Genomic DNA, 13,678 nt, shown 5'->3' with positions numbered 1-13,678 from the left:
ATGTTAAACTGCTTCTGATCGTATTTGGTATCATCGTCCTTGTCTGTGTGGGATATATCTTGATGAATGATCCCACCTATACCGCAACAACCACGGTAAGCGTTGAGTCGATCAAGAATCTTACTGCCTGGAATACGGCAAGAGGCGATATCAGGAACATCACTACTGAACTCCAATTCCTCACACGTGATGAAACAGTACGTGGGGCCTTGGGGCAACTAAACCTTGCCTCCTACCAGAGGAAGGATGGAACTTCCTATGAAGACCTGCTCACTGACAAGAAGAAATTCAAGGGCCTGCAGGAAGCAATCACCACCAGTGAGATAAAGGATACCAATTCAGTCTCTATCTCCCTTGAACACTCCAACCCTGTATTTGCCCAAGATTTTCTGAATGCTCTTACCAGTGAGTTCTCTGCATCCCTCCTTGCCTTTGCAAATACCGACCTTACCTTACAGCATGATGCCTTGAACAGGCAATTGGAAGAGAGTACTACCCTTCTTGAATCAAGCAAGACAGCATTAGCTGCTTTCCAGGAAGAGACAGACATTCTCTCTTTGGAAGCAAATAAATCTACATATCAGCGAATTCTCTCCCTTATTCAGCTTCAGCTTGGTGAAGTAGCGGAAATCGCTCCTGCAACATCATTGGAAGCAGCGCTCCAATCTCTTGGGGTACAGGATGAGCAGGCACTTCTCCTCTCCTCCAGGTATTCAGATGCTTACAGACAGTACCTATATGATGAAATCGCACGATTACTGGTACAATCAAATACATCTGAAGAGAACATAGTACGTAATCCGGAACTGGAACTTGCACTCACAGACCTGGAAGCACAATTCTCCGAGCTTTTCCTCTCCCAAGGATTGGATGAGCTTACTGCTCTCGAGAGAACCCGCAGCATCACATCAAGTGTGAAATATACCATCCTCAGCAGTCTGGAGAGTGAGTACCTGAACAAACTGAAAACGGTAACCAACCTACAGCTCGAATACTCAGAACTCCGCAATGATGTTTCCAGGGAGACTAGTACTTCTGTAAGTCTGACTTCTCAGATACGGTCTCTCGACTCATTCCTTGCCTCAGAGCGTACTGCCATGCAGGAAGTGGAACCAGTGAAACTGGTGAATGAGGATGGAGAATCAAACAACCTCCTTATTCTGGCAAGTTGGTGTACTGCTGGGAGCAGCACTTGCCCTGCTCGCGACTCTGCTTGCTGAATACCTCTCTGACACGATTGATGACGAACAGTCACTCACCAGGATACTGGGCAAGGAAGGGAAGCTGCTTACCACCATCCCCCCGGGGAGCAAAGACATCAATACCGAGATGGAAATACTCGAACATCCTGATTCGGCTGCAGGAAGTGCCTACACTCACCTTGCAGGTATTATGATGTATGCCCCAAACACCAACGTGTTTACCCTGGGTAGCTTGAGTTATGGGGAAGGGACCTCCTATACCACACTCAATACCGCACTATCCATGGTTAAGAGCGGAAAGAAGGTACTTGTCATTGGTACCGCAAATGAGGGAATGAACTACCAACGCCTCTATGCAAAGATTACCAGCCATGTGGAAATCGCTTCAGCGGCCCACCTGAAAACCTTCTCCCTCGATAAGCCGTGCAAACCTGCTGGAGGAGACCCCGAGCTCACCATTGCATCAATGGATGCAAGTCCAAAGGAGCTGGGGCAGATCCTAAACAGCCCACAGTTTGTTGAGTACCTTGGCAGTGTTTCCGCTGTCTTTGATGTGGTACTCATCGATGGACCAACCTTCCGCTCTGCTTCAAATCTGCTTGCAGTTTCGAGAGCCACCAATGGATTGATCCTGAACATCCGTAGCTTTGTAGGATCTCGTAGGATGCTCAAGGCACTGTTACACACCTTTGGACTTTGCGACCTGCCTCTTTCTGGTGTTGTACTGAATAATATTGCAGGGAAACCCTCCTATCAGGAGCGACAAGCTATAAAGGCACATGACAAGGCCCTGACTGCACTCATGTCCGGTAATGGGAGTGGTCGAGAAGTCAAGCTGTTGACGAAAGCTTCATCCCGTTAAAGATACACTGTCCCTCCTCAAGAGAGGAGGGAACAGGAGAGCGTTCATGAAATACAGACTGTTGATGCAGGAACCTGAGAACACACTTCCCTCTACTCCCTTGCTGCTACAGGTGTTGCTCCCCTCCTATCTATTGCTACTGTTGCTTGATATTATTTTCACTATCCCCAATATAGCGATTATCTCTTTCATGCTCGCTTCCCTGTGTACCATTATGACTGTGGTAACCCAACGGAAAGCCATGGAATTGGTTGACTATCTTATCGGTGGTATGTTGGTCCTTCTCCTGATCTATGGAAAGGTCACCCAAGGGCCAGGAGTATCCCTTCTGGGTGGATTGGGTTACTCACTGGCGGGGTTCAGTATCGGCATACTACTCGTATACTCAAACTGGTCCAAGAAAACCTTCCGGATTTTCTTCATCATCACCTCAGTGTTGCTTGCCGCAGCGGTTTGTACGATTATGACAGATCTCCCCACACTGAGTGGCATCAGAAAAGCTCCCCTTACCCACATAGCAAGCATCATGTTCCTGGGAGAGGGGCTACTCTACATATCGGACTTCTACAACAAACGATACCGACCAGCCATCTGGCCGGCACTTGTATCAGTGGTACTCTCCTACTGTGCCAGGGGAAGAGCTGCAATCATCATATCAATGTTGTTTCTGGTGGTAATCATCATTATCAATATTCGCTTCATTGCCTATTACTATGTCGATTCTGGAACCCACTGGCTGAAGTACTATCGTCTCCCGCTTCTGCTTGCCTTGATCATGATCATCATAGCACTTGCGCTCCTTGTTCCCCACCTCTACCGCTACTCTCAGTTTGGAAAATTGGGGTTTACCAATACAGGAAGACTTAGTGCAGCAACAAGGTTCCTGAATGAACTGACACCCAAGAAGCTGCTTAGTGGGTTCACCCCGTCCTTCCTGGCAAGCAGAGGCCTTCCAAACTCATACCTGTGGATGATTGCAGCATTCGGAATCTTCGCTGCAATTCCCTTCCTGGCAATCCTCTTCAGCCTCTACCGCCTGCTGCCTACCTCATCGCTGCTTTTCAGCCTCATGGTAATCCTATCAGCATACTTCCTCGGAGAGATGCTTTACCCCTTTAGCTACGGTGATATCCTCTTCGTCCCCTTGGTTCTCAGTGCAGTCCACTCTGATAGAATCTACATCCCAGGCAAGCATGACGAACCGCCATTCTGGGACCGGTACTAAGAATGTTCACGTCCCTGAGAACTTTTTGACAAACCTGGGGAAACAGTATTCACCCCGGTAGTTGGATGCATTGTGCATGGGATATTTTACGGGAACATACATCTCCTCACGCTCTGGTTGTTCCCTGTCCTGGGTATACACCCATAGCTCCTTCCGGTCCCATACGATGATCTCATCACGCTCATCACCGGTGACATCGAGCACTTCAGAGCACAGCTCAGGATGCCCATCATCAGGGAAGGAAACAACAACATCCCCCTCTCCATCCATCAAGCCCCCACTCTTCACATTTGCACTGAGCAGTATCAAATCCTGGGAGGATCCATCCCAATTCACCGGAGCGATAACCGCCCCATTGCTACGCATCTCACGATGCCATAGCTCTTCACCCTTGCAGTTGTGCATATACACAATACCCTGGCTGCCCCAATAGGTGGTAGTACAAATTTCCAATCCACGCTTGTCAGGCAGGAAGTTCCCAACACTGATACGCTGCCCGTGACCGTTGATGGTCCGCTTAAGGATGGTGCCATCAGGGCGAAGCAACATGAATCCTTCCCAGCCTGAGACAATTGCCAGAAGGTCTTCCTCATCAGGATCGATTGGCCCGATAACAATCTCATCGGTATGGTCGGTGGAGATGGGAAGCTCCCAGAGAAGGTTCCCCTTACTGTCGATCATATTGTAACAGCTGAAAATCTCGTCCTTCCCGTCCTTGTTGAAATCATAGGCGTAGGGGAAGTGACCGGTATTGTTGTGGGAGAAGGTCCAGAGAAGATTCCCTTGGTTGTCATACAGCCAAAGGCGAGCATACCGATCCTTGATAAGCAAATCACTGGGACGATCCTTCCCTGATACATTCACAATCCTGATGGAATCGACATTGAGCCGGTCAAAGGCATGATGACCAAATTCTACTCCACATAGTGTATCAGCAGGCTCACTATTGAAGGGAGTGTCCATCTGGAACTTTACATCCCCCGTTTTTCCATCAAGAAAGAAAATCTTGAAATCCCAACTTGCAATGACCTCATCGGCACCATCACCATCAATATCATAGATCTGGAATGGAAGGTCAGTCGTGAGGTGGATAACATCCTCATCCTCTCTGCTCTCTCCTACCTGCCAGAGCACTTCTCCTTTCTCAAGGCTTACTGCGGTCAGGCAACTGATGAATGGATAGCGATCCTTATACACACGCCGCTGATGCTGCGCAATGACAAAGAACCATTCATCGGTTCCCGCAAGATGGCCAAAGCGGATCTGCCGCCCTGCTCCAAAGGACCCCAAACTGATCTTCCGATGCAGTTTCATCCCAGGATACTGTGATCTCTTCTGCTCCAAGCGTGTCTTCAGAGAACGTTTCTCCTCTTCGAGAATCCGCAGTGCCTTTTCACTCGTGTGCACACGGATGCTCTTGTACTGGGTGGGCATACACCCACAAAGGGCAATGGCACCACACTCATAGCGACCATCTTCAGCGGTCAGGACAAGAACCCCTTCATGAAAGATGGAAATATTCTTTCCTTCCAACGTAATGACAAGGTGTTGAAAATCATCTGGAGACCAGGATAGGGAACACGCTCCTATCACCGTCCTCTCAAGCAAGTCTATGCGATGAAGCTCAAGGCCCTCACGTGTGAAAAACAAACCATAGTGGCGTAAACTGCTCTGGTATCGAAACAAGACCCCACTATATAAGTCCGTCGAGAGTGGTCGTAGCGTTACCGTTAGCTGGTAATCGCGCCAATCGGTATCACCTGATACCAGGGTGGGAAGCGTACCCTTGGCCTCTGGCTCCTGGATTCGTGAAAGTTCCATGACATGGCAGCTATTCATGGCAGGGTTGGTAACCATCCAGGTAGGCCCCTTGTAGGTATAATTGGCAACGGGGTCATGCCACACCCCTTTATACCCTTCATCAGGGTAGTAGTGATATTCCCCCATGGCAGAATGTTCTCTGTCGTAGGGGAAGGGGCCGAGTGGGAAAGAAGAGAAATCCTCTTCGAACAGTAGTATATCGTTCACTTGAATCTCCTAATTTACCAATGAAGCAGGGCATCTACATCAACAGGAAGCCCACTGGCGATTGACTTGTTTGCTGCAATACCGGTAAGAATCGAGCGGATACCATCCCTGTGGTCCGCACTCCTGGAAAGGGGGTCATGGGGAGGGTTCTCCAGGAAAATATCATCCAGCATGGCAGGGTCTCCCCCACCGTGCCCACCTTCCCGGGTCTCGACTTCAACTTCATAGGGAGTATCGAGCAAGGGACAGACCCTGACCTTATGATAGACCGTTGCGCCTTCGTCGCACTGTTTTCCCCCTGCATTGATGTAGGGCTTCTCCAGCGCGGTGTATTCTATTCTTCCCTTCGAGCCGTTGATCGCCACATTGAAACCCTCCCAAGGAAGGTAGGTATTCAAGGAGTACGAGAGCATAGCCCCGCTCTTGTAACGGACAAGGGCAGCCATGGTGTCCTCGATGCTGATATCATCGGAGAAGACGGAGCGGTCACGGATATAACCGCTCTCCTCTTCGGCATCCAGGTAGAGCCCCTTGAGCGTGGGGTTGCTTTCCAGGTCGATGGCAAAGGGGTCATGCTTGGCCACCTCACTTCCATGACAGCGGTAGTAGAACTGCGTTATACCCCGCTTCTCTGCAGCTGCCTGCCCATAGAAGTTCAAATCCCCATACGCAAAGACGGTCTTTGGCTGGGTGCCCAACCAAAAATTGACCAGATCGAAGTGATGGGTACTCTTGTGTACCAATAAGCCTCCGCTGTTCTGTTTGTTTCTATGCCAACGCCGGTAGTAATCTGCCCCATGTTGGGTGTTGAGCAACCATTCAAAATGTACGGAAAAGACATTCCCAATGGTACCCTGGGTGATCAACTCCCTGATCTTCGAATGATGGGGAGCGTAGCGATAGTTGAAGGTCACCCTGATTGTCTTGCCATACTGCTTCTGGGCGTCAATTATTGCCTGTGCTTTTTCGCTGTCTGTGGTAATGGGTTTTTCACTGATGACATCACAACCCAACTCCATCGCCTTGATGATGTACTGGTCATGGGTCCTGTCCACTGAGGTTACGATGATTACATCAGGCCTCTGTTCCTTGACCATCTGGGTAAATTGATCACTCTTGTAGGTCGGCACCGGAGGGTGCCCACATTGGTCCTTAAGGATGGTATTTGAGTAATCCATCCTTTTTTGGCTCATATCACAAAAAGCGACCAACTCGCTTGAATCCTGGTATCGGGTGGCGATTGCCTCGTAGAACATGCGGGCCCGTCCTCCGGTTCCCACCTGTGCATATCGTTTTTTCTTCATGCCATGACTCCTGTTTGCACAGAAGTATACGCCCTATACAGGGCCTTGTCGTTGGCAGAATAAGAAGAGAATTTGTCTTTTTTCGTAGATTAGTAATCAGTACGGGTTGTGAGTCGTACCTTGGATATATACTCAGAGGGAGCAATGCCTCCATGTTGCTTGAAAAACCGGGAAAAGTACTGCAGATTCTCAAACCCCAGGCTAAAACCAATCTCACTCAGCGTCTGTTCCGTATTCTGGATCAGGAACAGTGCTTTCTCAAACTTCATCAGATTTATGTACTTGATCGCAGACAATCCTGTCTGTTTCTTGATCACCCTATAGAGATAATCCTGGTTATACCCACAACTCTGGGCCATCTCATGGACACTGAAAGAGTGGTCAAGATGTGCATCGATGTACTTGTCAACCATATTCAAGAGCTCAGACTTACCGGAGAGTGAACTCTCCCTCAGCTGGTGGATGGGGCTCGATTCATAAATGGGCAAGGAGTGTTCGAGGCAGAGCCGGTTCATCGAGAGCAAGCACTCCATCAGCAAGGCAGAGGACATCGCTCGATAATGCAATGCTTTACGTTGCCCTTCCAGCACAATCCTGCTGAGCAAGCTGTAGATCTGGTTCTCCCGGTCTCGAAACTTGGTCTCAATACCAAGCAACACCTCATCCACATGAGGGTCAGAAGCGGCAAACTTCACCTCCAGCATCTTCACCCCTTCCTTGCTGGTAGCTTGGAAGGCATGGCGACGGCCTTGCTTGCAGAACACAATATCACCTGCTTCCAATGCATAGGCCTTCCCATCGAACCAGTTTGTGGCGGTTCCTGCGTACACCAGCTGGACTTGGTAATCGCTCACATGGTAGTGTTCAGCCTTTCCCTCCCCCTGTTTGTAGTAGAACCGACCGGAGGATGTAATTCTTACATACATCAGGAACCTCTCTCTGTTTATTGTCTTTGCTCATTCTAGGAGAGGAGGCTCTTGTTAAACAAGACCGTACATACGAAAAAGGATAACTATTTTTCTCTTTATGCTAACGACTGGATAAAAAAGGACTCATATACTTTGCTACAAAGAGGCCGAATGTTTTTGGCCTTATCACCTTAAGGAGGATTCCTATGTTGCACACCAAGCGTTTCTTGCTGACCCTCGTAGCATTGGTCCTCTGTCTTGCATTCGTAAGCGCAGCAGGACAGAAGGACAGCCAGAGCGAGGGAAAAGCTACCATCACCCTTGCCACTGCAGACAATACCTATGGTTTGAGTACCGACCCTGAGCTGCAGGGAGCCATTACTGACTTGATCGAGTCAAAGACTGACACCATCATCGAACCGATCATTCCACCCCTTGCCTCATACACCGACAAGCTTGCCACATTGGTAAACAGTGGGGATGTACCCGATCTGTTTGTCGTTGCCCAGGCAATGACCAAGATCCCGACCATGGTTGCCCGTGAGCAGATTCTTGACCTGACTGACTACATCAAGAACAGCCCGGCACTCAGCCAGCTCGACCCTTCCCTGTTCAAGGACCTGCAGATTGATGGAAAGACCTACTTTGTACCGTACAACTACCCCAAGAGCAAAGCCATCTTCATCAGAAAGGACCTGATGGAGCAGTACGGAGTTGAACTCAGCTCAACCCCGACCGCTGAAGAGTTCCGCCGCGAAATGGGTAAGTTTGTTGGTAGTGGGATTATCCCCTTCAACTTCCCTAAATGGGTCGATAACTTCCAGTTCTTCTACAACTCATTCGGCGCATGGGGTGGTGTCTATGAGAAGGATGGCCAGTTCATCGATGGTTTCCAGACTGAAGAGATGAAGAATGCCCTTGCCTACCTCCGCCAGCTTTATAAGGATGGCGTTCTCAACCAGGAGTTCATCACAACCGAGAACAGTGGCATGAGAGAGAAGACCTATACTGCCCAGGCAGCTAGCTCAATCGACTATGTTACCAACTACATCAACTATGTACAGAACACCACTGCTGCAAACAAGTACACCGAGATGCACCTGGTCTACAAGATTGTTGGTCCTGAGGGGTATGGTGGAAGCTTGAATGAAGCAACTCAGACCGCATTTGTTGTTTCCTCCAAGACCAAGAACCCAGAGGCTGTTGTTCGTGTTCTTGAGACCATCGTAACCGACCCTGAAGTGTATCCTGCATTCTTCGGTATTGGTCTTGAAGGCAAGCACTTCACCCTCGACGCAGATGGACAGATTAAAGCCACTCCCAAAGCTGCCAACAGCGGTTACAAATACACCTTGAACTACCTCAGTGACTCCTTTGTTGACATCGATATCGAGAATCTGCCCTTCAAGCTCACTCCTGCTCTTGAGCAGGGCTTGCCCAAGCAGATCGAGCATATCAAGGCAATGCAGGCCAATCTTGGCCCGAACCATGCTGCTGATGTACCGGTGGGCGTCTCTGTTGCTTATGACCGCGTAGCTCCTTCCATCAAGAGCACCCGGGAGTCAATTGCAACCAAGATTATCGTAGGTACCGTCTCTCTTGAAGAGGGCTTGGCCGAATACGAGAACTTCTGGAACTCGATCAATGGCCCAACCATTCTTGAGGAACTGAACGCAGCTCGTTAATCTACGCTTATTATCGTTGCATATCGGTTTCCAGGCACCTCTGGAAACCGATTCTTTCGGACTCCCCCAGCGAGAACACCATGACTGATACTGCACAGACACTTGTACAACAGATGACCGTACCAGAAATGATAAGCCAACTCAGGCATGATGCTCCAGCAATTCCTCGCCTGGGGATTCCCTCTTACAACTGGTGGAACGAGGGACTTCATGGGGCCGCTCGAAGCGGAACAGCCACCGTATTCCCCCAAGCCATCGCTCTAGCGGCTCTCTTTGACCCTGAGCTGGTTCTCTCTATTGCTGAGGTCATTTCCACAGAACAACGGGCAAAGTACAATCTCTACAACAGAGAACATGATCATGATATCTACAAGGGACTGACCGTCTGGTCTCCCAATATCAATATATTCCGCGACCCTAGATGGGGGCGTGGGCAGGAAACATTTGGTGAAGATCCATACCTGACTTCCCGCTTGGCAGTCTCCTTCATACAAGGCTTGCAAGGCTCAGAAGACATCCTCAAGACGGCAAGTTGCGTAAAACATCTGGCCGCCCATAGCGGGCCAGAACCGGAAAGGCACTCCTTCAACGCGGTGGTAAGCAAAAAGGACCTCAATGAAACGTATCTTCCAGCGTTCAAGGCAGCCGTCCAGGAACCTGGGGTCGATGCAGTCATGGGTGCCTACAGCGCTCTCAATGGGGAACCCTGCTGCGGAAGCCCGACTCTTATCAAACAGCTCTTGCGCGATACATGGGGTTTCAAGGGGATGTATATCTCTGACTGCTGGGCGATTAGGGATTTCCATCTCAACCACAAGGTCACCAAGAATGAAGAGGAATCGGCAGCTCTTGCATTGCATAGTGGCTGTGACCTGAATTGCGGATGTTCCTATCGCAGTCTTGAGAAGGCTTTCCAGAAAGGGTATGTCACCATGGAGGAGATCAGGACCGCTACTCAGAGGGTATTCAACACTCGCTTCCGTCTGGGAATGTTTGATGAACAAACTCCATACGACAACCTAGGCCTAAGTGACATCGATAGTGAGGAGCATGCACAGCTTGCCCTTGAAGCTTCCCGCCGCTCCTTGGTCCTGCTCAAGAATGAATCAATACTCCCCTTGAATAAGAAAACCATTGGGAGCATTGCAGTCATCGGACCGAATGCCGATAGCAGAAAAGTCCTGTGGGGCAACTACCACGGAACATCTTCCCGCTACACTACGGTCCTCGAAGGTCTCCGTATGGTTGCAGGGAACACAATACGTATTAACTATAGCGAAGGATCTTCCCTCACAAAGGAGCGTGTTGAACGATTGGCAAAGGAAGACGACAGGCTCAGTGAGGCTGCATTCATGGCCCGTCAAAGCGATGTCACTGTCCTTTGCCTTGGTCTGGATGAGACGGTGGAAGGAGAGATGAGGGATGATGGAAATGGAGGCTGGGCAGGTGATAAAAAGGATCTCAGGCTTCCTCTCTGTCAACAAAAGCTCCTGAGGGCTGTTGCTGAAACCGAAAAACCTGTCATCGTAGTACTGCTCTCAGGAGGAGCAATCGATCCAGAGATTGAGCAGTATGAGAATGTACAGGCCCTCATCCAAGCTTGGTACCCTGGACAAGAGGGTGGAAGGGCCATTGCAGAGTTGCTATTTGGTATGTTCAGTCCCTCTGGGAAGCTTCCTGTTACATTCTACCATAGCAGTGCCGAGCTCCCTCCATTCACTGACTATTCCATGCAGAAGAGGACCTACCGGTATTGCGAGCAGGGGGATGTACTCTACCCCTTTGGATTCGGTCTTTCCTATGCTTCGTTTGCCTATAGCATAGTAGGCATAGCGGTACATGAGGACGGGACTGTGAACGTACGGGTAAGTATCACCAATACTACAGAAACACCAAGCAGAACGGTACTTGAGCTCTATCTGGAGAGTTCCCACCCTGATGTTCCCCCTCACCCAGTACTCTGTGGCATGAAAAGTGTGTTTTTGGAGTCTTTTGAACAGAAAGAGGTTGTACTTCTTCTGGAACAAAGCCAATGTACTGCAGTAGACAATCAAGGCAATAGAAACGACATACACGGGACCTTCACACTCTATGCGGGTGGAAGTCAACCTGATGCGACCAGCAGGCACCTTGGAGCAGACAAGGTAGCCAGCGCTACATTCGTATATTAAGGAGTCATAGTATGGCAAATAAACCGATGGTGCTACGAACCAAACCACCTCTTTGGACAAGGATCAAGACACAGAAATTCTTGCTCCTCATGTTGGTACCAGGGGCGATCTGGTACTTGGTGTTCAAGTACATTCCTCTCTTGGGTCTCAGTTTGGGATTCACTGATTATGGGTTCAGGTCAACGGTATCTTTTGTGGGTCTGGATAACTTCAAGCGCTTGCTCTCTTCCACCATTTTCTGGAATGCATTTCGCAATACCTTGATCATCAGCCTGGCAAATGTAATTTTCTATTTTCCTGCACCTTTGGTTGTGGCGTTGCTGATCAATGAACTGAAAAGCCTGAAAATGAAGAGGACGATCCAGTTCCTAATCTATATCCCCTATTTCTTCAGTTGGGTTGTGGTAGGAAGTATTTTCGTAAACTTGCTCTCTCCGTCCTCAGGGCTGGTAAACAACATTATCACCAAGTTTGGGGGAGAACCCATCTACTTCATGGCAAGTGCAAAATTCTTCCGTCCTGTCCTGATCAGTTCCTATATCTGGCGGCAGATGGGATACGGGGCAGTCATCTATGTGGCAAGTCTTACCACGGTACAACCTGAGCTGTATGAAGCAGCCACCATCGATGGAGCAGGGCATTGGGGAAGATTGGTCCATGTAACCCTTCCTGCGATTCGCTCCACCATTGTGACCATGTTGTTGCTCAATCTCAGCCATGTGCTGTTGATCTTCGAACAGGTGCTGGTCATGTACAATGCAGCAGTCTATGACGTTGCCGATGTACTGCAGACCTATGTATTCCGCGAAGGGGTTCTTGCAGGCGACCTGGGATATTCAATTGCTGTGGGCATGTTTACGTCCATCGTAAGCCTTACGCTGGTGCTGTCAACCAACAAGGTAAGCGCGAAGTTCCTCGACGAACCCATCCTGTAGGAGAATCATCATGGCAAAGACTGTTCAGAATTCAATTAGAGAAACACGGGGAAGAAAAATCTTCCGTCTTATCAACGCACTCTTGCTTGCGTTCATCTGCCTGATCTTCATCATCCCGATCTGGAATGTACTCATCACCTCGGTAGCAAAGGATGTGGATGTGATGGGGACCGACTATCTGTTGGTACCCCACTCATTCACACTGCAAAACTATTGGCGGGTGCTCAACAGCGGCTACATGGGAGCTTTCAAGAACTCTCTCTTTGTTGCCTTCTTCGGCACGTTGGTCTCCATGCTGATTACCGTACCCATGGGCTTTGCACTTGCCCAAAAGCATCTCATTGGTCGTTCAGTTCTCATGAAAGCAATTGTTTTCACGATGGTATTTGATGCAGGTATCATGCCCTTCTATATTGTGGTTCGCTCCCTTGGCCTTATCAACAGTATGGGAGCGATTATCTTCCCTGTGGCAATCTCCACGTTCAATTTGATCATCATCAAGAACTATATGGGCAGTATTCCGGTCTCACTGCTTGAGAGTGCTACCCTGGACGGATGCAACGACCTCATGATTCTCCAGAAAATTGTTCTGCCTCTCTCAGTCTCCATCATTTCAGCGGTAACCCTGTTCTACTTTGTCAGCTACTGGAACCGATACTTCGAGGTGATCATGTTCATCAACGACAGCCGCAAGTACACCTTACAGGTGGTCTTGCGATCCCTGATGTTCGAGTCCGATGAATCCCTTGGTGGTGGCCAGTATGTCTACAACAACCTGAAGATGGCGGTCATGGTCCTGGGAATGCTCCCCGTTCTCATCATCTATCCTTTTGTACAGAGACACTTCGTCTCTGGCTTGATGCTTGGTGGAGTGAAGGGTTAACCACAAGAGAGAGGCCCTACTGGTTCCCGGCGGGAACTGGTGGGGTTCGATACTGTACTAATTAGTTACTATCTGTATACATACTTCAGTATCAGCTAATCCTATTTAAAAGCGACACGTACAAATACCAACATGTTAGTGCTGTATTTTGTACACTGCAGTAACCATTATTTGAGAAAAGTGGTTACTGCATCCACCATTATTTCGATTTTTTGGTTACTCTGCTAACCATTGTATAATTTCAGATCAATGTTCACAACTTAAGAAAACCTGAGGTTTGAGCAACTCCTCAAGTCATATTTAATTGTATTATTTGCAATAATTTAAGACTCTTTTTGCCAAATGTTATATAATAACAATATTATTATTGTATAACTGAGGGCACCTCATGAACATATTCTTCCGTACCTGGTTCCATCGTTTCAGTACTTCCTTCTCAAACCCGAACCTTCTCACGAAGGCAAGAATGGAAGCC

The 13,678-nt window shown here is 48.8% G+C and carries 10 protein-coding genes; 7 read left to right on the top strand and 3 right to left on the bottom strand.

Going from position 1 to position 13,678, the window contains the following annotated elements; all coding sequences use genetic code 11:
- From JF818_RS02520 to JF818_RS02510, 3 genes are all read left to right on the top strand, one after another.
- A partial coding sequence (locus JF818_RS02520) for a hypothetical protein (RefSeq protein WP_198890415.1) occupies positions 1 to 1,220 on the top strand: 1,220 nt, incomplete at its 5' end.
- Complete coding sequence (locus JF818_RS02515; RefSeq protein ID WP_198890414.1) at positions 1,135 to 2,064, top strand: hypothetical protein; 930 nt, start codon at positions 1,135 to 1,137, stop codon at positions 2,062 to 2,064. The genes JF818_RS02520 and JF818_RS02515, both read left to right, overlap by 86 nt.
- Before the next feature lie 46 nt (positions 2,065 to 2,110).
- The gene (locus JF818_RS02510) at positions 2,111 to 3,289 is read left to right on the top strand and encodes a hypothetical protein (RefSeq protein WP_198890413.1); all 1,179 of its coding nucleotides are present in this window, start codon (positions 2,111 to 2,113) and stop codon (positions 3,287 to 3,289) included.
- Positions 3,290 to 3,295: 6 nt separating this feature from the next.
- On the opposite strand, the gene JF818_RS02505 is transcribed toward JF818_RS02510, so the two are convergent.
- The 3 genes from JF818_RS02505 to JF818_RS02495 all read right to left on the bottom strand — a co-directional run bounded on the left by JF818_RS02505 (position 3,296) and on the right by JF818_RS02495 (position 7,547).
- Positions 3,296 to 5,317: a hypothetical protein gene (locus JF818_RS02505; protein WP_198890412.1), complete on the bottom strand. Its 2,022-nt coding sequence runs from the start codon at positions 5,315 to 5,317 to the stop codon at positions 3,296 to 3,298.
- Positions 5,318 to 5,331: 14 nt separating this feature from the next.
- Complete coding sequence (locus tag JF818_RS02500; RefSeq protein ID WP_198890411.1) at positions 5,332 to 6,621, bottom strand: Gfo/Idh/MocA family protein; 1,290 nt, start codon at positions 6,619 to 6,621, stop codon at positions 5,332 to 5,334.
- 89 nt (positions 6,622 to 6,710) lie between these two features.
- On the bottom strand, positions 6,711 to 7,547 hold the full coding sequence (locus tag JF818_RS02495) for an AraC family transcriptional regulator (RefSeq protein ID WP_198890410.1): 837 nt from the start codon (positions 7,545 to 7,547) through the stop codon (positions 6,711 to 6,713).
- Between the two features lie 188 nt (positions 7,548 to 7,735).
- Here JF818_RS02495 and JF818_RS02490 point away from each other — a divergent pair, with 188 nt between their 5' ends.
- The 4 genes from JF818_RS02490 (at position 7,736) to JF818_RS02475 (ending at position 13,203) form a co-directional block, all read left to right on the top strand.
- The gene (locus tag JF818_RS02490) at positions 7,736 to 9,214 is read left to right on the top strand and encodes an extracellular solute-binding protein (RefSeq protein ID WP_198890409.1); all 1,479 of its coding nucleotides are present in this window, start codon (positions 7,736 to 7,738) and stop codon (positions 9,212 to 9,214) included.
- An 80-nt stretch (positions 9,215 to 9,294) separates the two neighbouring features.
- Positions 9,295 to 11,385, top strand: coding sequence for a glycoside hydrolase family 3 C-terminal domain-containing protein (locus JF818_RS02485; protein ID WP_198890408.1), 2,091 nt, complete (start codon positions 9,295 to 9,297; stop codon positions 11,383 to 11,385).
- An 11-nt stretch (positions 11,386 to 11,396) separates the two neighbouring features.
- Positions 11,397 to 12,320, top strand: coding sequence for a sugar ABC transporter permease (locus JF818_RS02480; protein ID WP_198890407.1), 924 nt, complete (start codon positions 11,397 to 11,399; stop codon positions 12,318 to 12,320).
- Positions 12,321 to 12,330: 10 nt separating this feature from the next.
- Positions 12,331 to 13,203 (top strand): carbohydrate ABC transporter permease, encoded by an 873-nt coding sequence (locus JF818_RS02475; RefSeq protein ID WP_198890406.1) that lies wholly within the window; start codon positions 12,331 to 12,333, stop codon positions 13,201 to 13,203.
- The last annotated feature ends 475 nt before the right edge of the window (positions 13,204 to 13,678 follow it).

Source organism: Sphaerochaeta sp. S2 (genome assembly GCF_016406725.1).
In the GTDB taxonomy this organism is placed as follows: domain Bacteria; phylum Spirochaetota; class Spirochaetia; order Sphaerochaetales; family Sphaerochaetaceae; genus Sphaerochaeta.
Note: the sequence above shows the minus strand (reverse complement) of the source record. Positions and strands in the feature narration are given on the sequence as shown.